This is a genomic window from Micromonospora sp. NPDC047793, assembly GCF_040642635.1.
In the GTDB taxonomy this organism is placed as follows: Bacteria; Actinomycetota; Actinomycetes; order Mycobacteriales; family Micromonosporaceae; genus Micromonospora.
Genome location: NZ_JBEYSG010000025.1, coordinates 18,442 through 41,978, shown reverse-complemented (window position 1 = coordinate 41,978; position 23,537 = coordinate 18,442). Strand labels below are relative to the sequence as shown.

The window sequence follows — 23,537 nt, the reverse complement described above, 5'->3', positions numbered from 1 at the left end:
GGGAGATGAGGGTTATCGGTCAGTGCTTTTTCGGCCGGTGGCGGGGGGGCGGGGCCGATCGCCGGCCGGTTCCTTCTCGGGGCCGCTGTGGACGAAAGCCGCCCACTCGTATGGATTGTCGCGGTAGCGGTCCCGGGCCTGCCGCGCGGCGAGATTCACCGCTCGCGCCGGGGTGTGGGTCGCGAGAGCCGCGTAGATCGCCGTGGCCATTTCCGCAGTCGGCTTGTCCGGCACCCGCCAGAGCGTACCGATCACGGTGGGGAACCCGGCGACCTGGAAGGCGGAGGAGAGGTGGATGGTCTCGTCGGGCAGCCGGCCGCTGCCCAGCGCCGTGGTACACGCGGAAAGGTAGGCGAGGTTGCCCCGGGGGACGCGTAACGCGGCGATGTCCCGGATCCGCAGCGGTCCGTCGGCGAGATCGAGCCGGCTGTCGGAAGGGCTGGCCGGATCGGTCCGAGCGTGGCAGGCGAAGTGCGCCCGGCCGGAACCGGTGAGTGAGTGGACGACTCGGGCGCGGGTCGCGTCGCCATCGGATAGCCGGACGACCGGGGCGGTGAGTGCCGCCGCGACCGCCTCCGCCTCCGTCCGCACGCTGGCGAGCCGGTCCGATGGCGAGTCGACGGCGACGACCAGGGCAGGCGGGCCGTCGGAAGGTCGCTGGTGCTGGACGTGGGCGAGCAGCCGCAGCGACGGTGCGTACGAGCTGGCCACCCGGTGCAGGGCAGATTGGTCGTCGCCGTCGCGGCTGCCGTGGTGGCCGGCGGCGTGCAGCGGCAGGACGCTGAGCGGACCGGTCGGCACCCACCACAGGTACGGCAGCGGTGCACGCGCCGCGCCGAGCAGATCGAGATGATCGAGGACCGGTGCGGTGATCGTGTCCCAGAGCCAGGCCAGGGTGTCGCGGATGGTTTCGTTGGTTCCCCACGTGTTGGCGTTGACCGCCGCGACGAACGTGTTCGCGTACCTGGTGGCGGCCTCGGCCGTGAGGTCCGGTAACGGCACCACCAGGGTCGACGCGGTCGTGGTCGACAGGGCGTCGCACCGTTGATCGGTGACGTTGACCGTGACGATCGGCCCGGCCGACGCCGCCGGGCGCAGCGCCGCAACGTCCGGTGCGAGCAGGAACCGCTTCAACCCGGGACGGGACCGGATCCGGGCGAGGACCTCGTCTCGCCGTACCACCAGCGGCTGTCGGTCGAGAACCGCCCCGGTGGCGGGGGACCGGTCGGTGAGCGAGCCGGTGGCCGAGTCGATCGCGTCGTGGAGGTCGCGGAGTTCGTCCGCCAGGTCCGGCGACTCCCGCCGGAGCGTCTCGTCGTCGCCGCGTACGTCGAGGATCTGACCGAGGAGGACCCCGCGCCCCTGCTCGGAGACGGCCAGGGCGCGGTCGGGGTCGCCGACGGCGATGGCGCAGGCCGCCGCGTCCCGTCCCAGGCCGCTGAATTCGACGAGCTGGCGTTCCTGGTCGTCACGATGCAGCCCGCGCCAGGCCACGAGGTCCAACCGCTCTAGCGCGGTCGTGAAGGCGGTCAGTGCCGCGGCCGGATCGTTCGCCAGCAGGTGCAAACGGCCGAGATGTACAGCGGCCGTGGTGCCCATTCTGGCCGACGCGGTCGGTGCCTCGGCGGCCACCGTGAACGCGTCGATCGCGGCCAGCCGTGGCTGCTCCGGATCGCCGTGCCCAATACGGGCGAGGTGGGCCAGACCGAGGTTCAGCGACGCGTCTGCAGCAACCGCCGGGTGCCTCGCAGCCTGGGACAAGGCCGCGACGGCATCCGTGTAGGTGGCCGGGGACCACTCGAGGTCCAGTGCGCTCACCAGCACGGCGCCGAGGTTGGCCAGGTGCATGAACCGGTCGGGATGCGCCGGGTCGACCGTTGCCGCCGCCTGCCTGAGTAGGTCGGCGGCCTCGGCTAGGACCTCTGCGTCCCGTTCGTGGGTTCCCAGCCGATGCAGTACGTTGGCGAGATCCGCCAGCCACTTCACCCGTTCCGGATGATCGCCCGGAGCGTCCCGGACTACCTCGTGCAGAAGGTCCCGGGCCTCGTGCAGTGCGGCCGGCTCCGGCTGGTGCTCGAACCTGTTGCGCAGGGCCAGGGCCAGGTCGGCCCGGAACCGCAGCCGGTCCGGGTGGGCGGCGGGCAGGAACATGATCGCCTCCCGTCGTCGCGCTATCGACTCCTCCAGTGCCACGGTGTCACCGGTCCAGGCATAGCTGACCCGCAGTGCCTCCGCCAACTGGCTGCGATAGAGCGGCCCGTCCGGTTCCTCGGCCGGCACGTCTCCCACCACGGTCCGCAGCACTCTGATCGCCTCCACCAGCAGCGCGGTGTCACCGGCCGCGACGGCGGCGGCGGAGAGCGCGTAACCGAGTCCGGCGGCACAGCCAGCCGCGTGGGGGTGCTCGTCCGGCACCAGACGCACTGCGTCCCGGAACGCCTCGACCGCCTCCCCGAGCAGCTGTTTTTCACCGGTGCAGCGGAATGCCACCATCCGGGCGGTGCCGAGGTTGGCGAGCATCGCCGCAGCCGTCGCCGGTGTGCCGCGGACCGTATGTACCGCCGCAGTGTGTGCGGCTAATGACTCCTCCGCGCTGGCACGCTCCCCGGTCCGCTCGCACCAGCGGGTCAGCGCCAGACCCAGGTTGGACTGGTAGGAGGCGTGCTTTGGATGGTCCGGGCTCGTCGCGGCCGCGCTCGTCCGAAGCAGGTCGACCGCCTCGGCGAGGTGGTCGAGATCGTCAGTCTGCTCGAACCAGCGGGTGAGACAGAGCCCGAGGTTTGACCGGCGGCGGGGATTGTCCGGCTCGTCCCGCAAGGCGGCCCGATGGGCGGTGACAGCCCGTCGCAGGGCGTCGACGTCCCCGGTGAACTCGAACTGGTAGGTGAACGCGGCTCCGAGGTCGGAGGCGTACAGGCCGCCTCGGCCCGGATCGAGGCGGGCCGCCCGCAGCAGTAGCCCCACCGCTTCGGTGAGTGGCGCCAGCCGCCCGGTGTCCGCCGCGGCGCTGATCAGCTCGATCGCCTGCCGTCGGCAACGGTCAGCGGCGTCGAACGGGTCTTGTTCGGTCACGGGTGTCACTCCAATCACCTGCGGTCACCCTAGTCGTCCGACGTAGACCGCGGTTGTCCGAACAAGTACGGGCTTGGCCGACCCGCTTCCCCCGCCGCCGGATGGCCGCTTCCCTGGTTACGGGACGACACGACTGGTGGGAAGGGTGCTGGCCAATGGGCGACTCACGACGGACGATCAGAACGGTGGACGGGCTGGTCGACGCCGGCTTGGTGGCAGACGGCGACCGGTCCGAGCTCGGCCGGATCGCCGAGCGGTACGCGATCAGCGTCACTACGACGATGCGTGGCCGGATCGGGGCCGTTGACGACCCGGTGGGGCGACAGTTCGTGCCCGACCGCCGGGAGCTGCTCGGTACGCCGGAGGAACTGGCGGACCCAATCGGTGATTTGCCCTTCACTCCGGTGCCCGGTATCACCCACCGCTACCCGGACCGGGTCCTGCTCAAGCCGCTGCAGATGTGTCCGGTCTACTGCCGGTTCTGCTTCCGTCGGGAAATGGTCGGTCCCGAGCACGGTGTGCTCGGCGACGACGACCTCTGCCGGGCCATGGACTACATCCGGGAACGGCCGCAGATCTGGGAGGTGATCCTGACCGGCGGTGACCCGCTGATGCTGCCACCGGCCCGGCTGCGGCGCATCGTCGACGAACTCGACGCCATCGCGCACATCGGTGTGGTCCGGGTCCACACCCGGGTACCGGTGGTGTCACCGGAGCGGATCACCGACGCGATGGTCCGGGTACTCACGGGCGACACCCCGGTCTGGGTGGTGGTGCACTGCAACCACCGCCAGGAACTCGGTGAGGCCGCCCTGACCGCACTGCGTAGCCTCGCCGACAGCGGAGTGCCGCTACTGAGCCAGACGGTGTTGCTCAAGGGTGTCAACGACACCGCCGACGCACTAGAGGACCTGTTCCGGACACTGGTGCGCAACCGGGTCAAGCCCTACTACCTGCATCAGAGCGACCTTGCTCCGGGTACGAGCCACTTCCGGACGAGCATCGCGAGCGGTCAGGAGATCGTCCGGACGCTGCGTGGTGCGGTGTCCGGACTTTGTCAGCCCACCTACGTACTGGACATCCCGGGCGGGCACGGCAAGGTGCCGATCGGCACCACCTACATCGAGCCCGACGGCGACGAATATCTCGTCACGGATCCGAACGGTCGCCATCACCGGTACCCGCCGGGATCGGCACCGGCCGGGATGGAGGCCGCGTGAACGCCTCATCCGCCCTCGTCGTGGCCGATCCCGGCGGACGTTGCGCGCCGGTCCGGTGGGCCATCCCCGAGCTGACCGTCGCCACCGTGTGGCGCGCGGCGCGCAGCGCGTTCGCCGCCGAGGCCGACGGCCGGTTGCCGCAGCACGTCAAACTCGTGGTCGACGGCGACTTCGTGACCGACGCGAGTTGGTGGCCGCACCGCGCTGATCCGGCGGGCGACGGCCCACAGCGGTGGCTCGCGACGCTGGCGACGCTGACCGGCGGCGGCCCGTTCTTCCTCTGGGCACGGGCCGTCCAGCAGCATCATCGGGGGCTGTTCGAGGCGTTGGTGCAGACGCTGGCGCCCTACCTGGCCCAGCAGGGTGTGCCCGGCGGTCCGGTCGAGGCGGAGGTCTTCTTCGGCGACTACCGCTGCACGCCGGGCGGCATCCACCGTGAGTCGTGTGCCAACCTGCACCTCGTCGTCGAGGGCGCCAAGAGCATGCACTTCTTCCTCGCCGATACCTGGCCACCGGCGGATGCGCCGATGCGCGTCGACATCGCGCCGGACACCGGCACCCGGGAGGAGTACCTCCCGACGCTGGACCCGGCCGGGCTGCTCGACCGGGCCCGCACACTGACCGCCAGGGCGGGTGAGGGCTTCCGATGGTCGGTTGGCACCTGGCACGTCGCGCAGACCAACGGCCTGGCGATGGCCCTGAACATCGCGATGTACGAGCAGGGCCTCGACCCGATCGTCGGCCTGCACCTGTGGAACGGCGATCTCGCGGGCGCGGTGCCGCAGGAGTGGCTGGCCCGGTATCGAGCCCATACCGGCTTCACGGGGGACACCGGTCGGCTCCTCGCCCACCTCTCCGGGCTGGCCATGCGTCCAGCGCCCCCCGTCCGGCCGACGAGGATGGTCCGGACGGTGGTGCGGCGCGGCGCGGCACCCCTGCTGTGGACCGCGGAGCCGGACACCGGCGCGCTGCTCGTAGCCGGAATGGGTGCGGTCATCCGCACAGTTGACACGGCCGAAGTCCGGGCCTGGCTGATCACCGTCCTCGGGGCCGCGCCGACAGCGGTGCCGCACTCCTGCCGGGCCACTGCCGTCTGGCTGTACCGACAGGGAATCCTCGACCAGGTGGAGGCGTCATGAACGGCACCGGACCGGAGACCTGGCAGGCCAGCGACACCGACGTGTTCGTGCGGTACGGCGACGCGTTCGTGCCCCAGCGACGTGGACAGATCGAGAGCATCTGCGACCTGGTCACCCCGCTTCCAACGCCGGAGATTCTCGACCTCGGCTGTGGTGACGGCAAGCTGACCGCCGAATTGCTCCAGCGGTTCCCGGCGGCGCGGGTCACCGCTCTGGACGGGTCCGCACGGATGCTGGAACTGGCCGGTCGCAGGCTTGCCCCGTTCGGCACCAGGGTCCGTCCGCGGCGGGCGGCGGTGGAGGACCGCGGTTGGCGCAGTGGCGCATATGGCGCGGTGGTGACCTCGCTTGCCGTGCACCATCTCGCCGATCCCGACAAACGGCAGCTCTACCGGGACCTGAATGCGATGCTCGTACCCGGGGCGGTCTTCGTAATGGCGGACCTCGTGCGCCCGGCCACCCGGGCCACGGCGGCGCTTGCGGCCCGCCGCTGGGATGCCGAGGTCGCTCGTCAGTCGGTGGCCATCCACGGAGGCCCGGCCGCCTCCGACGCGTTTCGTGACACCCGGTGGAACACGTTCATCCACCCCGATCCGGTGGACCGGCCGGCGACGCTGGTGGAGCACGTGGACTGGCTGCGGGCAGCGGGATTCGTCGACGTCGACGTGTGCTGGATGCTCGCCGGACACGTACTCCTGACCGCCACCCGGGCTGCCCCGCCGGAGGCGGTGTGATGGCCGCCGACAGCACCCGGACCGTCATCGCGAATCTTGTGAACGACGTCATGATTGACACCGCGCCGCACGGTTACGCGCGGGTGATGGCGGCAGTCACGCCTCGTAAGCTGTGGCAGGCGAACCCCGGCGACTGCGTGGTCCTCCTCGCTCCATGCGACCACGGTTTCCGTGACTACGTCGAGCAGACACTCGGGCTCGACCTGACCCAGGTCGACATCGTCGCTCCCGAGCAGGTTCGGGGAGTCCACGCCCTCAATGTCGTCGCGGACCTCGACGCGGCCGACCGGGTCGCGGCGCGTCCGACGCTCGCGCCGTTCGTCGTCGATGCTGCCGTCACGGCCTTCGCCGCGGACCGGGACCTGCGGGTGTACCCGTACCAATTCGGACCCTCGACGGAGACCCTCGCCGCCATCCGTGAGATCAACACCAAGTCGGGATTCCGGCGGATCGCTTCCCTCCTCGGTCTCCCGGTCGCCGACGGCGGTCACGCCCGCACCCCAGCGGCGTTGACCAGGCTGCTGGAACGGTTCCTGGTCGATCATGGGGCAGCGATCGTCAAGGTCGACCGCTCCTCGAACGGCAGCGGCACCGTCGTCATCCGCGCCGACGACCCGATTCCGCTCGACCGGCGTGTCCGCGACCTGGCGGGGGAGCCACCGTACCGGGCCTGCGGTTGGGTCTACGAGGAGTTCCTGCCGTTCGACGCCGCTCCCAGCATGGAAATGCTGGTCGAGGAGAGTGGGGTGAGCGAGTTCTACACCTGCGACCAACGCACGGTCGACAACGCGTGGACCGGAATGATCACTCCTGCTGCCCCCCGCTCACCATACGACGACCTGCTGCTGGCCGCGCGGCGGATTGGTGACTGGTTGCACGATCGCGGTTACCGGGGCATTTTCGACCTAGACGGTGGCACCGTGGCAGATGCCCATGTGGTCACCGAAGCCAACGTACGTCGTACCGGTGGTACCTATCTGCATGAGCTGGCCCAGCGACTGCACGGCACGGCGAGTCCGGTGCACTGGCGGGCAGATGTACGGCGCGGCGCGACCCGGATGGACTTCCACGCAGCCACCGCGACCGTGGCCCGCGCCGGCCTCGCCGACCCGACCGCCCCGGCCCGGGTCATCCTGCCCGTCGACACTCTCGACGTGGACGGCAGGTGGCGGTACCTCGTCTCCGGCACCGACGCCTCTGCGGTCGCCGCCGCTGAACGCGAGCTCATCCGGACCCTGGAGCTGTACTGATGTTGCACTCCGCACTTCACCCGGGCTACAGCCGCATCCACGGCGTCGGCATCATCGCCCTGCGTGACATTCCAATGGGAACCGCGCTTTGGTGGCCCTGCCCGAAATGCAGCGTGTTCTCCGAGAGTGTGCAGCCCAGCACACCCGAGGGCGTCTTGCGCTGGCTCACCGAGTTCGGCTACCGGCGGGCCGACGGCGGCCTCATCACACCCTGCCGTGGCGCACATCTGCTTAACCACTCGTGCGCGGCGACGGTGCTCGACGCCGGCCTGTCCGTCGGGATTGCCGTGGTCGACATCCGCAAGGGCGACGAGGTCACCTGCGACTACCGCACGTTCCGATACGACGACGCCTGGCACTTCACCTGCTCGTGTAACGCGCCTGAGTGCGCCGGAACGATCGCATCCGCGCCCGGCGGGCCCCCGGCGGCAGTCAGCGCCGCCTGGCGACACCGGGTCAACACCGCGCTCACCGCCGCCGCGACCGTCGCCCAGGAGACCACGGTGCGCGCCGGCGACATCAACGGCGTACGAGCCGCAAGAGGAGGGGACCGTGCGCGGTGACAAACCCCATACCCCCGAGCCGACCGCCCGGGACATCTTCGCGCAGGTCCGCGCCGACGCCCGCATCAACCAGCCCGCGTACGTGGCACTCGTCCTCCTGCTGACCGTCGGAGGCCGGGTGCCCTACCGACATGCCGTCGCCGGGCTGACGGTCGACGAGCGGGCGTTGCTGCATCTCGTCATGGGTATGCCGGACCTACGCGTGGAATCCGTCGCTGCCAAAGAACCCGCCAGTGACCGCGCCCTCGCCCCGGACGACGTGCTGGTCGCGTACTCGCCGCAGGGCAAACTGTCGCTGTTCGGGCCGGCGGAACGGCACCTCGCCCGGCCCGAGGATCTACTCGGACGGATGCGGGTGGGCGAGTCCATCCTCGAGCAGGTCGAGGAGGAGGCCGCCGACTGGCACCTCACCGAACGGCACGAGCAAGCGCGACTCGACCGGATGCTGCGGTCCTGGGAAGGGGCCAGCGAGCTCGGCGACCGGGTACGTCAGGTCGCCGACTGGATCGACCGGGTGGAAACCGTGCTCGTCTACTGCGGGCGCACTGTCTTCTCCCGGTCCGATGCCGGCACCAGCAATCTGCTCCGCGAAGGGCTGCTCTGCCGCCTCGCCGAGCTACCACTGCACCAGTGGGGCACCGAGGAACGTCTGTTCATCGCCGCCGCGCACCTGCTCTTCGCCGCCGGACGCGCGATCCGGTTCGAGGAGTTCAACGGAAGACAGCTGACCGCGACCACCCTGCTCGCCTGGCTGGCGTCGACCCGAAACCGCTACGCGCACGCCGCCGGCGTCGACCGACCCGTCGGCACGGCCGACCAGGACATCGAGGCACTGGCCCGCGAGGTCGCCGAACTCGGCATGCTGGTCGACAACTCTGGCTCTGTCAGGTTCCGCCGCATCTGCGGACTGACCTTCGCCAAGCAGGAGGTGCTCGTACCCCTTCCGCACGCCGAACGCCGGCACCGCGCCCTGCCTCAGCCGGTGCGGGCCTTCGCCGAAGCCTCGCTCGGCCTGGACGTCGACCGGCGACTGGACGGTGAGGATGCGGTCACCCGGATCGTGGCGGAGATCATCGCCCGGCCACCCGGCCAGGCAGGGCCGTTGCTGGAGCGAATGCTCGGCACGATGGTGTTGTCTGCGGTCGTGGACCTCGACGCCGACTACGGCATGTCGAGCGCGGTTCGTGACCCGCAGCGGCTGGCCAGCGTCGGACCGAGCCGGGTCGCGTCCGCCCTGACGCTGCGCAAGCCGGACTTCTTCTGTTGCGTGCTGCCGCATCCGACCCGACTCGACCTCGCACCGTCGCAGGTGGGGCACATGCTCTGGCTGGTCGCGCAACGAATGCAATACAACCGGTGGCACTTTGTGCCCGGCAACTTCGACCGCGCCGAGATCCCGACCCAGCGGCACTACTTCTTCCCACCGACCATGCCCGACCTCGCCGAGTCGGCGCAGTTCTGGCACGGCGGGCACGTAGCCGCACGGGTGCGCTACTCGATCCGTGCGCCCGGGGCCCAACTGTGGCGGACGCCGTTCACCGCGTTCGGCAACACCTACCGGGGCTGCTATGACCTGAGGGTCGTGCGGACGCACGGCGACCCGTTCGTCCGCCGTGACCTGTGGCTGGCGACCCGGTACAGCGGCTTGATCGATGCCTTCTGGCGTGCCGTTGTCACCTCCGACACCGGTCCCCGGGGCGATCTGCCCACGATCGAGGCGTTCGACCGCCACTGGTACGCGTCTGGGGCCTGGAAGCAGTTCACCCTCGCGTCGTCGACCGGCTCACCCCCATGAAATGCCGCCACAGCAGCTCGGTGCAGGTCTCCGGTGCCTCCAGGTTGACCAAGTGCCCGACACCCGGCACCACAACGGGCCGCGCCCGCCGTATCCGCGTCTGCAGGACCCGGGCGATTTCGTGGAAGTCCGGCAGGTCGAGCTCCCCGACGATGACCGAGGTACGGGCCCGGACCTCGTGCAGACGCTCGACCGCGCCGGTGTCCGACGGCACCCGAATGTCGGCGTGGGACCAATGCCAGCCGGAGTAATCCCTCACCATCGCCCGGACAGCCGCCCATCCGGCGCGATGTGCACGGACGGTGTCGAACAGTTCGTGGGCCAGCCAGGCGGCACGCGCCCCCGCCAGCCCGAGCATCTCGACATCGACATCCCAGTCGATCCGGTGCCGGTGCCCGCCGACGTCAGTGCCGATCAGGGCGAGCGACCGCACCGACCCCGGCCACCGCAGCGCGTAGTTCAGCGCGATCCTGCCGCCCATCGACACTCCCACAAGGTGCGCGGAGTCGATCCCGAGGTGCGCGAGCAGGCGGCGAAGGTCCTCGTGGTGGCTGTAGGGACCGGTGGGGCAGGACGACCGACCAAAACCCCGGCAGTCGTAGGTGACCACCCGGAAATCCGGGCGGAGACCACGAACCTGCTTACGCCACGTCCGGTGATCAAGGGAGAACCCATGGATGAGCACCGCCGGATCACCTGTCCCCATCACTTCGTAATAGAGCGATCCGGCAGCGTCCTCCAGATAGCCGTTGGGCATCATCTGACCCGCGCCAACCGCATCCGTCCGTACGCCACGGTCGTCCTCGCGCCCGTACCGGTCGCGGTGTCGACGCCGCCGAACGGCAAGGAGACGACGGCATGAGCGACCGCACCGTTGACACGGCCGTCCCGGACCGGGTCGGCGACTTGCCCACCGAGGCCGTCAACTTCCTTCGGCAATGTGCCGACGAGCTGCACTGGTCCGATAGCGAACAGACGGAGCGCCGGGCCCAGGTACTCGCCGAGATCGACCGATCCGGCACATACGTCCACCGGTCCGACGAACTCGCCTTCGGTGCCCGCCTCGCCTGGCGCCACCACACCCGGTGCATTGGCCAGCTCTACTGGCGCACCCTTCAGGTACGGGACCGCCGCCACGTACACACCGTAGACGGCGTGGTCGACCAGCTGAACCAGCACCTGGCTGACGCGTTCGACGGGGGCCGGATCCGACCGGTGATCACCGTGTTCGCCCCGCAGGGCGCCCCATGTCCGACCCCGACACTGCTCAGCCCCCAACTCGTCCGCTACGCCGGTTACCGGATGCCCGACGGTACCGTCCGCGGCGATCCCGCCAACCAGGCCCTGACCACACAGATGATCGCGCTCGGCTGGGCCCCCCGATGGGGCGACTTCGATCGACTGCCCGTGCTGCTGCGCTCGGTGGACAGCGACCTCGTCTGGCGCGAGGTGGATGAGCGGAGCTGCCCCGACGTGCCGATCGCGCACCCCACACACGGTCGGCTCGTCGACACCGACCTGCGCTGGTATGCCTTCCCCACCGTCGCCGACATGCGGCTGGAAATCGGCGGCATCAGCTATCCCACGGCACCGTTTAGCGGGTGGTACGTCGCCACGGAAATCGGCGCTCGAAATTTCGGCGACACCGACCGCTACGACCTTCTGCCCAAGGTAGCCGCCCGGCTTCGGATCGACACCAGCAATGACCGAACCCTGTGGAAGGACCGGGCACAGATCGAACTCACAGCCGCAGTTCTCGCCTCGTACGAGGCGGCCGGCATTCGCATCCTGGACCACCACACCATGACCGCCCAGTTCCACCGGTACGTCGAGGCGCGCCGTCGAGCCGGTGCGAGCGTGCACGCCGAATGGGCGTGGATCGTACCGCCGATCGGCGCCTCGGCCACCCCGGTCTACTTCCAGACGTACGACCCGACGGTCGTACGTCCCAACTTCTTCCGGTAGTCGACGCCTTGGACGACCTCGCCGGTTACGATTGCCGGCGGTCACCGGGCGATGGCTGCCGACCTCTCCTTCGCATGCATCGCATCCGCGCACCCGAACCAGGCAAAGGAACATGTTCTGTCCACCTCGTCTGCTGGAGCCCGGCTGACTGGTCCACCGGTTACTCGTACGCCCGGCGCCGCACCGCTTCGAGGGTTTCCCGCGATAGCACCGTGTTCGGGTGTCGGTCCCCGAACACCTGGAGCCGACCAACGAGGACAGCGCGCAAGTGGTGTTCGGCCTCGCTGAATTCGCCGAGGTCCAGCAGAATCAGACCGAGCCGGTGCCGACTCGCCAGAGTTGCCGGATGTGTCGCGCCCAGCAGTCGATCGCGAGTCTCGACAAGTGGGCGGCAGCGGGCTTCGGCCTCCCGGAGTTGGCCAAGATCGTGCAGCACCCGGACCAATGACTGGTGCACCGCGAGAGTCCGTGGGTGCTCCTTACCCCGAACCTCCGAGTTCGCCGCGATCAACCAGTTCAACTCTGCCAGCGAGGTGTCCAGGCCGTCGGTCTCGCACAAGACCTCGGCCAGATAATGCCGGGTGACCAAGGTCGCTGGGTGCCGTGCTCCCAGCACCGCCGTCCGCCGCGCCAACACCTGCTTGTAGGCATCACGCGCCTCGCCCAACCGGCCGCGCACCCGCAGCATGTCGGCTACGCCGTTGCTGCTGGTCAAGGTGTTCGGGTCGTCGTCGCCGAGGACGGACAACCTCGCCTTCAACGTGGCGGTGAACAGCCTGTCCGCCTCGTCGAGACGCCCCTGGTCACGCCATGCGCGAGCGAGATAGTGCTGGGTCGTGAGGGTGTCCGGATGCTCCGGGCCGAGGGTGGCGATTCGTGCCGCGAGCACGGCGCCGAACATCCGTTCCGCCCCGGCGAGATCTCCCTGGTCGTGGCGCACGCGGGCAAAATCGTGCCGTAGCCACAGGACCAGCGGATGCGACAGTGGAAACATGCGCTGCGCCGAGGCTAGGAGGGCGTTTTCGTACGCTGCCTGTGCCTGGCCCAGATGCCCGGCCGCCCGCAGGTAGCTCGCTGCCCGCCCGGCCAACTCGACGACGGCCGTCGGCACGGCCGTCGGTACCACCTTGTGCTCGTTCACCAGGTCGAGAGGCGCACCGCAGTGCGCGACCAGCAAATGCCACCGCTCCCAGGCATCCGGTGCCTTCGGGTCGGTGTCCTCGACTACCGGCGCCAAAAGGGACGTCATCAGGTCCAGATACCCGCCAATTCCTTGGCGGACCTCGGGATGCCGACGGGCCACATCCCGAACCAGGGGGTGCAACGTCAGCAGCCTCACGCCGTCGTGGAGCGCCAATCCCACCAAACCGAGCCCCTCGAGGCCCTGTAACGCCTCCCACACTGCCCGTCCGGTCGCCTCCCTTGAGCCACCGAACAACGGGGACGCGCTGAGCAGATCGGCTCGCAGCAGCATCTCGTACGGAATCGGCGCAGGCCCGAGGCATGCCAAGATCTGTAATAGTGGCCGAGCCAGGGCCAAGCCACGATCGTTGAGCTGGTCCAGGGACAGCTCCCAGGTCCATTCCAGAGTCCGGCGCGCTAACCGGTCTCGGTACGCTGTCCGGGGGCCGACACTGAACAGATCGTCGTGCTGGCCGCGCTGAACCGCGTCCCCGTAACTCACGAAGTCACGAGGCCTACCCGGGGCAGACAGAACCACGGGCATATCGAGCGCTTCCGCGAGATATCGGCCTGCCAGCGACAACGCCAGTGGCAGGCCGCCTAGCCGGGCCGCCAGCGTGGATGCCTCGGTCAGTGAGCCGCATCGGTCGCCGGTCAACTCCAGCAACACCTGTCCACCCTGCTCCGGCCCGAGTTCACGGATCCGATGCAACTGCAACCAAGCCGGCCGTGGTTCGCCCCACGTCGCCTTGCTGCCGTCCCGAGTGGTCACCACCACAATGCCGGTAACCGCGTCCATCGGCCTTAGCCACCCGGTACCGTCGGTGACGTGATGAGTCGGCAGGGCCAGCGTGCCCGACGGATCGTCGGCATTGTCAAAGACAAGAAGCCAGGGTTCGTCGAGGTCGGACAGTAACTGCCACAGGGTGTCCGCCAAGCTCCCCAGCCGGAGGCGGTCCGGCGATGCGCCCAACTCCAATGCCAGGGCATGCATGCTTGCCGTGACGTTCGACGCGCTGTCGGCCGAGATCCACCAACTTCGTATCCCCGCAGCCGCCGCACGTCGTGCTAGAGCCAACGCAGTTGTGCTCTTGCCGCAACCACCGAGGCCATGAAGTACATGCAGTCGAGGACGACCATGTAGGTGGGTCGACTCGGCCAGCTGACCGTCGAGCAGATTCAGCAATCGATCCCGGCCACGTACGCTCGGTTCCCGGTCCAGCAGACCCAGCGGCGGGCGGATCGACACCGCCACCGGCGGCATCCGGTCGACGGGGTATGGCAACAATGCCATGTTGCCTGAAGCGTCTGCGATTCCACCGTGAGGTTGCTCGTCTAAGCCGTTGCGGACCCGCCAGTAGGCCTGGTGCCAGGCATCGAGCGCTTCCGGCTCGTCAACGCCACACTGGCGAAGAATCCGTTCCAGGAGGTCCGGCGGCTGGAGCGAGGGAAGGTGCTGGCCGGCAAAATAGCCTCCCAGCGTGCTGGGCGGGACATCCACCGCTCGCGCCAACATCCGTACGCTCTGCCGTGCTCCGTGCCGGATCCTGGTGAGCGCTCGACCGAAGTCGCGACGAGTGACGATCTGCAGCGGGTCGGCGGATCCGGCACCGGGAGGTTCCGGTTCCCGCCTCGCGGCTGCTGCCGGCTGCCGCCGTCCGCCCCGACCCGGAGCGACAGGTCTCTCCTCGGTCACTGGGCAACTCCTCATCGCGCCTGGGTCCACCATAACGGCCGGGCTGGTCGCCAGATAGCCGTGCTGGTCATGCCTCTCACGCTCATAGGCCAAACAGCAACCGCCCGCGGTCGAGGTAGGGCCTGACCTCGACGGGGGTCTAACGGGTCATGCCGCTGACCCGAGATCCACGAATATTGCTGCTGTGGGTCCTGCTCCGTGTGGGGCTGCGGTATCGATCGCCCCTCGGACACCAGTTTGCAGCATCCATGCTGTGTATCGCGTACTGGTGGTCAAGCGCGCTTGACCACGCAAATCTCAGCGCAGCGACGCCCTCGACCGACCTTGTCTCGATCGGGGGCGGTCGTCGTGGTTGATCGTTCTGTGGCTCCTGTGATTCCGCCGGTGATGTTGGCGGATCAGGAGAAGGGCCACCGTCAACAGCCCGGGGGAGCGCGTCGTCGCCCGCCGTTGCCGCTGCCGGTGCTGCCGGCGCCGCGTGCCGGGACGATGGTGTACGGCGTGGCTGCCATCGATGTCAGTGGTCGCATCGCGGACCGGACGATCATTCGTACCCTCGGCTGGGCACCGGGTACCCGCCTGCACATCCGCGAGTGCTCCGGGGTGATCGTGATCCGGCTGGATCGGCAGGGTGTCTTCACCGTCACCGGTCAGGGTCGTCTGCATCTGCCGGTAACGGTGCGGCAGTGGTGCGGGCTCACCGCCGGTGACCGAGTGCTGCTGGCCGCGAGCCCTGCTGACGGTCTGCTGGTGGTGCATCCGCCGGCGGCTCTGGACGCGATGGTCATGGCGGTGCACGCCGATGTGCTGGGCGGTGGCCGGTCATGAGTGACACCACCGTGGGCCGGGCCGAGTTGGACGCCGCGCGGTTGCTGTTGTCGCGGATGGGGATCTCTCCGGCGGATCTTGTCGAAGCGGCGTCGGATCGTCCGCCCGCGCCGACGTTCGCCGAGTACGTGCCGGTGGTGTCGGCGGCGGTCAGTGACGGTACCCGGCGGGCGTACGGCTCGTACTGGAAGCGGGTCCTGGAACACTGGGGACAGCGGCGCCTCGACGAGCCCAGTCCGTCGGAGATCGAGCAGCTCGCCGAGTACGCCAAGACGCACGTGGTGGCCCGGCGCAACGCTCGAGGTGGACGCAGCGCGGCGGAGCACCTCATCGCGGCGTTGCGGTGCCTGTACAAGCGGGCGGTGGCCGACGGGTACATCAACGCGGCGGACAACCCGGCGCTGAAGGTGGCCAAGCCGCGGCGGCTGCCGAGCACTAGGCGGGCGGTAGCGGACAGCAGGTTGGCGGAGATCAACGCCGTCGCTGCCAGCACGGGTGACGATCCGGCATTGGACAGTCTGCTGCTGCGGTTGCACACCGAGACGGCGTGCCGTCGGGGTGGCGCGTTGGCGTTGCGGCCGGTCGACCTGGATCCCGACCAGTGTCTGATCTTGTTGCGGGAGAAGGGTGACACGGTGCGGTGGCAGCCGGTGTCACCCACTTTGATGAGGCATCTGCAGCAGCACGCCGAGGAACGCCAGGCGACGGCAACGGGCCAGTTGCTGCGTTACCGCAACGGGCAGCCGATCACCTACCGCCGCTACGACCACCTGTGGGCGCGTATCGGTCAGCATCTGCCGTGGGTGTATGTGCAGCAGATCAGCACCCACTGGCTGCGGCACACGACGCTGACGTGGGTCGAGCGGAACTTCGGCTATGCCGTGGCGCGCGCGTACGCCGGGCACTCCGACAGCGGTAGCGATGTCGGCACCACCAGTACCTACGTCCGGGCGAGTCTCCAGGAGGTCGCCGCCGCCCTGGCGGCTCTGACCAACGAAGCCCATCCTTTGGTCTGACGTGTTGACGGCGGGTGGGCCCGGTCGCTTGGTCTGGTCCACCCGTGCAGCTGGTTACGACAAGATCGATGAGCGGGACGAGGCTGGTGCGGTTCGTTCCGGCCGTTTCGCCGTTTGTCGTCTCGCCACGACCGCAGCCGGCGGAGGACCTCAGGCGCCGAGACCGGGTGGCAACGCATTCGCGGGCAGAACCAGAACCCTCCCGTCCTCCTACTGGACGAGGCCGATCTCGACATCGGGAAGCTCCGAGGCAGCCACCGTTTCCTCGGCCGCCAGCTGGCGCAGACGCCCCGGCCAGGCGAGCAGTTTGTTCACTTCGCCTTGCGTCAGCAGGCGGTCGGTGAAGCTTCTTGTGGGAGCGCGGAGCCGAAGCTCCGCCAGTTGCACCAAAAGTGCGTGCCGCTTGCCCTGGAGTTCGTCCACGCTTCGCTGCTCGTCCTGCACCATCGCCGTGAAGCGACGGAAGTCGAGCTCGGGTGACTTCTGGGCGTGCTCCACAGCTTGGAGAACCGCGACAGGTCGCTTCGTGGCGATCGCCAGCGAGGCGAGCCGGAGCTCGATGCGGAAGGCGCTGTTGGGCTGGTCGATCCCGGGGAAGGCCTTGATGAGGTCGGCGATCTCCACACCTTCCGACGAGAAGGCAGCAAGTTTCGCCCGCCACGCGTCGGCCCTGCGTTTGGCCGCGGCGATGGCGGTATCGACGGTGTGTACTGCGGCGTCCAAGCCGAGCGAATGTCCGGCCTAACCCTTGTCGATCAGAAGCGCGGTCGCTCTCTCGACCGCTGCCGTCGCGCCGTTGAGGCGATCGCGTTCTGCGTCGAGGTTGTCGGCGGTCAGCTCCTCGAGAAGCTCGGTGACTCTTTCCATGGCCTTACGACGCTGCTCCTCGGCGTACATGCTCGTGGCGGTGGCAACGGCGAGGAGCACGAAGGATGATGCGGCGGTGACCATGCCGGCTCCGGTTACGGCTTTGCGGCGCCGCTCATCGCTCCAATGGCGCCAGCAGGAGGGGCGCCGGTCGTCACCGGAACAAAAGTCGCCTTCTTCACGATTCCTGCCTCGCCGAGAATGTCGCTGTAGATCCCGCCGGCCACGGCCTTGGACGGCATGGACCGGACTCGTCCGATGCAAGTTCCGCCGGACGGGCCAGCTGCCGGAGGGGCGCGTAACACACCGTAGATGCAGAAAACTTGCGTCGGCACCGCATTTGTGGAGTCGACCGCGTGCTGCGCTGGGCGGCGCTGCGGCCCGTCATTAGGCCGACCAGAGGACCGAGCGTCGGGCGGGGGTTACCCCGTCAGCGCGAGGCCAGCACCACCGTCCACACCCCGTCGTCGGCCGCATCGAGGTCGGGCCGCCGTACCAGACCCGCCGCTTGCGCCGTCCGGATGGACGGAAGGTTGTCGGCGGTGGTGCGGGCCAGCACGGGCAGGTCCGGCGTGTGCGCGGCGGACCACTCGACGGCGTGTCGTGCCGCCTCGGTGGCGTAACCGTGTCCCCAGTGTGGCGGGGCGAAGCGGGTAGTACAGATTCAGCATGGGACGACCGAGCCGTTGGCCGCGACGGAGACCGGCGCTTGGGGACCGACGTTCGGGAAAGTCACGCTAACCGTGATGTTGGTGTGTTGATCGGATACTTTGACCTGCTCTTACGGGGTGTGCGGTGCTGGACCGCGAGTTATCAGCCAGTCACGATGGGGTGATGGGTGGTGTGCGTCCCCGGTGGGCGAAGCTGCCGCTCTGGTCAAAGGCCCGCGCCGTTGAGAAAATGGCCGCCGATGACCAACTACGACGATTTCCGGGACTGGCGGCGGCGGTCCAGCAAGTACGAACGCGAGATGGCCCGCTTCACCATCGGCGACCCGAAAGACGCCATGATCGAGGCCGAGCAGAAGGCCTGGGGCGACCTCGGCGACCCCGGCCTGGACCACTACTACGCCGGCGTGTACTTCATTGCCTGCGGGCCTCACATCAAGATCGGTAAAACCGGCAATCATCCGTACGAGCGGATGGAGGATTTTCACACCGGCAACCCCTACCTCCTGGAGTTGTTGCACGTCATCGCCATAGAGGACGAAGCGGAGCGCAGGGGGCAGGAGAGGAAGCTTCACCAGCAGTTCGCGCGCCTGCGTGTGCCCGGCAAGCGCGAGTGGTTCCGTGCCGACCCCGTGCTGACGGAGTTCATCGCCTCCAGTTGCGAGAGACAGTGCGGCCCGTCGCCGTCCCGTTGGTGATGTTTCGCTGATTGCGCAAGCGGCGAGGGAGGGCATCGGCCGGGCCGCTTCAGTTTTTAGGGGCGCAGGTCAGGGCTAGCCGCTACCCGGCCGGCCCCGGCGAGGTCATCCCCGTCGACGACTACCCGCCCGGATCGGCCCGACTGCGCCGCACCATCCTGGCCGCCCAAGCGGCGGCCGCGGCCGTCATCACCGACCTGACCGGCCGGGCCGTCGACGCTTGGGAAGAGGACGAAGACGGCGTCGGCGATCCGTACTGGACCGCCCTGCTGGTTCAGGATCCGGTCGACGACGACCAGGCGGCACTCAACGTCACGCTGGCCCGGTTGCCGCCGGACCGGCACACCCGGGCCCCCGTCGCTGGCCAAGTACGACCAGCTGCTTACCGCCGCACCGGAGGACTGACCCTGGAGCGCGACGAGAAACATGGGAGTCACGGCCCGAGGATGGTTGGGCCACACCAGCATCACGGAGTCGATCGAACCTGCACTGCCCGGTCGACTCGTTCGATAAAGTCGCGACAGGCTGAGGTCGCTGCCGCGAGATTGGCGTCAGAGAGCACGATCCTGCCGTTGTTCAGCGAGATGCCCGCAGCCCGCAACTTGGCCCTGACGCTCTGCTCGTTGCGCAGCTGACGCTTCGTCAGCTTCCCCAAACCATGAGCGACAGCGTTTCGTGCCTCCGCAAGCCGGTCAACCGCGTTCCAGTCTTCAGTGACTCCGAGCCAGTCCTTGTATGCCTTCCTCTGGTCTTGCCAGCCGCTGGTCGCGCGGATGACGGCTTCTTCGGCAATCCTGCTCGCCGCCGTGCTCTGGGACAGAGAAACCGCTCTGTCCGCTTCGCGTGCCAGAAGGTCGGCGGCGAACGCTTCAGTGATCGAGAGCAGCCTGATGAGGGTTGCTTGGCACCGGTCTTGCACCGGATCGTCATCGGACCGCGTTCGAAGGCGAGGGCGAGGGGCCGGTTTGAGGGCCGCGATGGCGGCGCGGTGCGCTCCGAGCGTGCGAAATAGTAGCGCTGAGGCAGCCTCTGCCTCAGCGGACGGGATAGGAGGAGCGGGCGCTTTCATTCCGCAGTCTCGGCGCCGAGCAGGAGCCGATCAAGTTCGTCCTCCGCCGTGGCTTCCGCGCGAACCGGGTCGAGGCGAATCAAGCCCCAGAAGGCCAGCCGCCGCCACTCCGGTCCGACACGTTCGACGGCTGCCGACACCAGATCGACGTTCCCGCGCCCGATACGTCCCAGCGCAGCCGCCGCTGTGGCGGCAAGCCCGTCATGGCCACCTTCCAGACACCGGGCCAGCCAGAGTTCGTAGCCGTGCGTACTTTCCGCACGCCGGATGCCGCCAGCTGCCTGTGCGATCCACATTCCTTGCCATGGGCTGAGGATGTCGCTGGTGATGGTCTCGTCGAGCGCTCGACGAAGCTTGGTGCGTGCGCTGCGCCCGGTACGCGCGAAAGCTTCGATGTATGCGACGACTTGGGGGGTAAGGGCGGGCTCGAAGCGAAGCAGCTCAGATAGATAGTCGAGCGGCCCTTCGTCACCGGCCGTGCCGAGGGTCGACAACGCCCGGCCAAGAAGAGACTGAGTGATCGCGGCGTCTTGCCCTGCCTGGGCTTCCTCAGACTCGTCCTCGTGGACCCACATCTCCCACGCCCGTGAGGCGGCCTGAAGGCGTCGCGCGTCAACTTCTTCGGAAGGATCGCCGCCGTCCTCGGTGAACGCGTCCTCCTCGTCGACATCGCTGCCTATCGGGGTTGCGCCCAGGCTCCCTGCGCTGTTGACAGCGTCGTCGTAGTCAGGGTCGAACAGTGAACTCGCCGTCGCGAACGGATCATCAGGGTCGCCTACGTCCTGGAACAGTCGTTGTTCCGCCTCAGCGAATGAGGTCAGGGAGGCTCGGTAGTTCTCTGATCCGTAGGTATAGGTCTTGCGTTCGTTGAGAACCAGGCCGAGAGTGCGCGCCTCGGTCGCGCACGCCTCCAGCGAAGCACGGGCGTCGCCGAGCGAGGGCGACGCGATGCGGAAATCATCCGAGTACGAGAACGCCACGTGGCCACGACGGAGCAGACGCCGGCGAACCGGGTCGATATAGGTATCGCCGAGGACGTCACTCGACGGGTGCACCTGCGGCAAACCGATACGCCGCCCGAGGACCGAGCCCAGTAGATCCACCAGCGCATCGACAGCGAGCTCTTCGCCGGTCTGGGCGATCAGCTCTGCGCTCAGAAGGTCATGATCGACGAACTCGTAGTATGCGGTGACGTCTGTTTTGCTGATGTACTGCACGTTTGGGACGTCGAGGGGTGCTTGCTTGAACTGCCCGATCGGCACCCGGCTACGGAGCCGTTCCGGCAGCGTTTCGCTGAGGAGCTTGACGAGAGCCCGGAACAGCACTCTGTCTTCGAGCGTCATGATGTGCAACGGACGTGCGCCTCGCCACCCCTTGTCCGCGAGCACCACGTTGGCAGCGTGCCCGGAGGGCCCGCGGCGGACCTGTGGGCGTAGCCACCTCTCTACGGCGGAGGGATCGGAGGCTAGAGCTGCGAAGTCCCAGCGGCGGGGCAGAAGACGATTGCGTGACGACAGTTCGCGCTCGACGGCGTCATGTAGATCCAAACGCCGCAAAAGGTCGCGGTCGATCGGCATGATCATTCTCCTTGTCGAGCCCGCCCTGAGTTGACCGTGCCGTAACGCCGGGCACGGCTGGGCATAGACGGTACCGCGAGATAGGAACACCGCCGACAGAAGCCGTTCCACTCCTGCTTGGAAGCCGTTGACGACCTGCAGCGAACGAACCCACTACCAGGAGTCAGTCCTGGTCGTCGGGGTCGCTCTGGTCGGGATCGCGCAGTGGACGCCACGCGCCGCCCAGGTCGGGCAGCCGGAATGAGTATTGGCCGTGGACGTTGATGTGCCGGCGCGTGTACGCCGACAGTCGGGCCACATCGTCATCCAGGACCGGGTAGCCCTGGGCGCGGAGCTCGGCCAGCGCCCGGTTCAGGTAGGCGGTGTTCCACAGCGTGACGCAGTTGAGGACGAGGCCGAGCGCGCCGAGCTGGTTCTCCTGCCCGTCGCGATAAGCCCGGTGCAGATCGCCCTTACGGCCGTGGAACAGCCGCCGGGCCAGGTCGTGGCGGCCCTCGTTGAGGTTGCGCATCCCCTTCATCTCCCGCCGGTAGGCGGGTTCGTCGACGAGGGTGAGCACGTGCCGAGCCTTGAAGATCCGCCCGTACATGCCGAACGCCTCACCGAGCTGGGTGGGCCGGCCGTCGCGTTGCAGCATCCGGATCACGTCGTGCGCCGAGACGGTGCGGGTGTGAATCGAGCAGACCACCCGCAGGATGTCCGGCCAATGCCTGGTGATCTTCTCCAGGTCGATCTACCCGCGAGCGGCCCTGTTCAACCCGGCGTAGTCGGCGCCCCGGCTGATGCGCCCCAGCTTGGTGTTGGGCAGGTCGGCCAGCACCGGCCGGTAGTCGAACCCGAGCAGGGTGACGATAGCGAACACGATGTCGGAGTACGACCCCTGATCGGTGATCAGCACCTCCGGCCGGCGGTCGCTGTCGGGGTTGAACACCAGATCCACGAAGTGTTCGAAGAGCCACGATCACCGGAAGCGAGGTGTGTCCGGACTGCGCGAATGCTCTGTTCATGGGCTCCGCCGCCGGGGCGATTACCGGTGATGTCGGTTCCGGGTACGGCGTCTGGGCGATGCTCATGCGTAAGGTCCGACGCTCCGGCTGACCGCACGGCGGTCTGTCCATCCGCGGTGAGGGCCCGCAAGATTTCGGACTGGCAGGCTTGAGTATTCGTGTCACGCGAGTTCGATGGACGGTCGCCCCTACAACCGCCGTCAGTAACCGTCCTCGGGTCTCGGCGGTACAGAGCCCGGGCTTCCCGCAGTGGCTCGGAGGGCGATCTGCAGGGCGGCTTGGGCGGGCGTGAGGTGCGTGGTGTCGATGACATCGGCCTCGGCATGTAGCCACGTGCGGGACGCCTCGGCGTAGGGCTGGAGGTACTTCAGGCGGAACGGGGAGGGGACGGGGTGTTCCCCCTCGATACGCCTGCGGAGGGTGTCTTGGTCGGCGTGAAGGACGAAGTGCCTTACCGGGATGGCATGTTGGGCGAGGCCTGTGCTGATCTCGCGCCAGTACTGCTCGACCAGGACGGTCATGGGGATTACCAGAGTGCCGCCGGTGTAGTCGAGCACGCGGCGGGCGGTCTCGACGACGAGGTGCCGCCACGGCGGCCAATGCTGGAAGTTGTCCGTCTCGGGCAGCCCTGGCGTGATGTCCATGAGCGTCTCGCCGACCTTCTCGGCGTCGAACACTCGCGAATCTGGGATCAGTTGCTGCACGAGCGCGCTGGTCGTCGTCTTGCCCGCGCCGTGGGTGCCATTGAGCCATACGATCACGGGACACATTCAAGGCGTGCCGGCGCCACGGTCAGTCGGAGGGTGAGCCAGATTGGCCGGGTGACCCGCTTCCGCATCGTCACTGCCAGCGGGTGGAAGCGGGTAGCGCGCTACGCCGACGGCGGCGCGAGGGCGGACGGTTCGGTGGTACGCGCGACTCGCTTGCTTGCACGGCTGGGCCTGCGGCTCGGCTTCTAGATCAACAATCCCAGGTCACCGCTTGCTGGTGCCGGATTGCTGATGACTACGGCGGGCGAGGGCGTCATTCGGAGAGGCCCTCGGAGGTTGGAGCAAGATATGGCCATTGCTTATCAATCTGCGACCGGGCGCGGTCGCAGATCGGCAATGGGGACGAGCCCTGCCCGCCGCGTCGTCCTGGCCGACGCCGGTAGCCGCTGCCGTTGATGTCGCCGGTAACGCCCAAGGCGCA

General features: G+C 68.3%; 20 protein-coding genes and 1 pseudogene. 10 read left to right on the top strand and 11 right to left on the bottom strand.

The genetic code is table 11. The features are described from left to right. Positions 1-12: 12 nt before the first annotated feature. A complete protein-coding gene (locus ABZ738_RS30260) occupies positions 13-3,072 on the bottom strand; it encodes a CHAT domain-containing protein (RefSeq protein WP_357218817.1) in 3,060 nt (1,019 codons plus the stop codon). A 155-nt stretch (positions 3,073-3,227) separates the two neighbouring features. Here ABZ738_RS30260 and ABZ738_RS30255 point away from each other — a divergent pair, with 155 nt between their 5' ends. Genes ABZ738_RS30255 through ABZ738_RS30230 form a run of 6 tightly spaced genes read left to right on the top strand, consistent with a single transcriptional unit; the run spans position 3,228 to position 9,773 of the window. After that, entirely contained in the window at positions 3,228-4,292 is a 1,065-nt protein-coding gene (locus tag ABZ738_RS30255) for a lysine-2,3-aminomutase-like protein (RefSeq protein ID WP_357218814.1), read from the top strand. Next, complete coding sequence (locus tag ABZ738_RS30250) at positions 4,289-5,431, top strand: hypothetical protein (RefSeq protein WP_357218811.1); 1,143 nt, start codon at positions 4,289-4,291, stop codon at positions 5,429-5,431. Before ABZ738_RS30255 ends, ABZ738_RS30250 begins: the two co-directional genes overlap by 4 nt. Continuing rightward, entirely contained in the window at positions 5,428-6,165 is a 738-nt protein-coding gene (locus ABZ738_RS30245; RefSeq protein ID WP_357218808.1) for a class I SAM-dependent methyltransferase, read from the top strand. The genes ABZ738_RS30250 and ABZ738_RS30245 overlap by 4 nt, the downstream gene beginning before the upstream one ends. Before the next feature lie 50 nt (positions 6,166-6,215). Next, positions 6,216-7,415, top strand: coding sequence for a hypothetical protein (locus ABZ738_RS30240; protein ID WP_357218806.1), 1,200 nt, complete (start codon positions 6,216-6,218; stop codon positions 7,413-7,415). Beyond that, entirely contained in the window at positions 7,415-7,978 is a 564-nt protein-coding gene (locus ABZ738_RS30235; protein WP_357218804.1) for an SET domain-containing protein-lysine N-methyltransferase, read from the top strand. The genes ABZ738_RS30240 and ABZ738_RS30235 overlap by 1 nt, the downstream gene beginning before the upstream one ends. Beyond that, the gene (locus tag ABZ738_RS30230) at positions 7,968-9,773 is read left to right on the top strand and encodes a hypothetical protein (protein WP_357218802.1); all 1,806 of its coding nucleotides are present in this window, start codon (positions 7,968-7,970) and stop codon (positions 9,771-9,773) included. Before ABZ738_RS30235 ends, ABZ738_RS30230 begins: the two co-directional genes overlap by 11 nt. Here ABZ738_RS30230 and ABZ738_RS30225 read toward each other — a convergent pair. After that, positions 9,739-10,533, bottom strand: a complete 795-nt coding sequence (locus ABZ738_RS30225; protein ID WP_357218799.1) for an alpha/beta hydrolase — start codon at positions 10,531-10,533, stop codon at positions 9,739-9,741. The two genes, ABZ738_RS30230 and ABZ738_RS30225, sit on opposite strands and share 35 nt — an antisense overlap. Before the next feature lie 98 nt (positions 10,534-10,631). On the opposite strand from ABZ738_RS30225, the gene ABZ738_RS30220 reads away from it, so the two are divergent. Further along, positions 10,632-11,738: a nitric oxide synthase oxygenase gene (locus ABZ738_RS30220; RefSeq protein WP_357218796.1), complete on the top strand. Its 1,107-nt coding sequence runs from the start codon at positions 10,632-10,634 to the stop codon at positions 11,736-11,738. Positions 11,739-11,898: 160 nt separating this feature from the next. Here the strand turns inward: ABZ738_RS30220 and ABZ738_RS30215 are convergent, their stop codons facing one another. Continuing rightward, complete coding sequence (locus ABZ738_RS30215) at positions 11,899-14,631, bottom strand: tetratricopeptide repeat protein (RefSeq protein WP_357218927.1); 2,733 nt, start codon at positions 14,629-14,631, stop codon at positions 11,899-11,901. Positions 14,632-15,117: 486 nt separating this feature from the next. Here ABZ738_RS30215 and ABZ738_RS30210 point away from each other — a divergent pair, with 486 nt between their 5' ends. Both ABZ738_RS30210 and ABZ738_RS30205 read left to right on the top strand, forming a co-directional pair. Further along, entirely contained in the window at positions 15,118-15,444 is a 327-nt protein-coding gene (locus ABZ738_RS30210) for an AbrB/MazE/SpoVT family DNA-binding domain-containing protein (protein WP_357218793.1), read from the top strand. Then, entirely contained in the window at positions 15,441-16,460 is a 1,020-nt protein-coding gene (locus ABZ738_RS30205) for a site-specific integrase (protein WP_357218790.1), read from the top strand. Before ABZ738_RS30210 ends, ABZ738_RS30205 begins: the two co-directional genes overlap by 4 nt. Positions 16,461-16,670: 210 nt before the next feature. Here ABZ738_RS30205 and ABZ738_RS30200 read toward each other — a convergent pair whose 3' ends face one another. From ABZ738_RS30200 to ABZ738_RS30185, 4 genes are all read right to left on the bottom strand, one after another. Then, a complete protein-coding gene (locus tag ABZ738_RS30200) occupies positions 16,671-17,183 on the bottom strand; it encodes a hypothetical protein (RefSeq protein ID WP_357218787.1) in 513 nt (170 codons plus the stop codon). Between the two features lie 18 nt (positions 17,184-17,201). Continuing rightward, positions 17,202-17,411 (bottom strand): hypothetical protein, encoded by a 210-nt coding sequence (locus tag ABZ738_RS30195; RefSeq protein ID WP_357218784.1) that lies wholly within the window; start codon positions 17,409-17,411, stop codon positions 17,202-17,204. An 11-nt stretch (positions 17,412-17,422) separates the two neighbouring features. After that, the gene (locus ABZ738_RS30190; RefSeq protein WP_357218781.1) at positions 17,423-17,569 is read right to left on the bottom strand and encodes a hypothetical protein; all 147 of its coding nucleotides are present in this window, start codon (positions 17,567-17,569) and stop codon (positions 17,423-17,425) included. A gap of 188 nt (positions 17,570-17,757) precedes the next feature. Further along, positions 17,758-17,991 carry a GNAT family N-acetyltransferase gene (locus ABZ738_RS30185; RefSeq protein WP_357218924.1) on the bottom strand — a complete coding sequence of 78 codons (234 nt, stop codon included), beginning with the start codon at positions 17,989-17,991 and terminating at the stop codon, positions 17,758-17,760. Between the two features lie 246 nt (positions 17,992-18,237). Here ABZ738_RS30185 and ABZ738_RS30180 point away from each other — a divergent pair, with 246 nt between their 5' ends. Further along, positions 18,238-18,693: a GIY-YIG nuclease family protein gene (locus tag ABZ738_RS30180; RefSeq protein ID WP_357218778.1), complete on the top strand. Its 456-nt coding sequence runs from the start codon at positions 18,238-18,240 to the stop codon at positions 18,691-18,693. Positions 18,694-19,159: 466 nt separating this feature from the next. Here the strand turns inward: ABZ738_RS30180 and ABZ738_RS30175 are convergent, their stop codons facing one another. From ABZ738_RS30175 to ABZ738_RS30160, 4 genes and pseudogenes are all read right to left on the bottom strand, one after another. Continuing rightward, complete coding sequence (locus tag ABZ738_RS30175) at positions 19,160-19,612, bottom strand: hypothetical protein (RefSeq protein ID WP_357218775.1); 453 nt, start codon at positions 19,610-19,612, stop codon at positions 19,160-19,162. A gap of 146 nt (positions 19,613-19,758) precedes the next feature. Then, positions 19,759-21,339 (bottom strand): RNA-directed DNA polymerase, encoded by a 1,581-nt coding sequence (locus ABZ738_RS30170; RefSeq protein WP_357218772.1) that lies wholly within the window; start codon positions 21,337-21,339, stop codon positions 19,759-19,761. A gap of 163 nt (positions 21,340-21,502) precedes the next feature. Beyond that, positions 21,503-22,279: pseudogene (locus ABZ738_RS30165) on the bottom strand (Tn3 family transposase). A 267-nt stretch (positions 22,280-22,546) separates the two neighbouring features. Continuing rightward, complete coding sequence (locus ABZ738_RS30160; RefSeq protein WP_357218769.1) at positions 22,547-23,107, bottom strand: AAA family ATPase; 561 nt, start codon at positions 23,105-23,107, stop codon at positions 22,547-22,549. Positions 23,108-23,537: the final 430 nt, after the last annotated feature.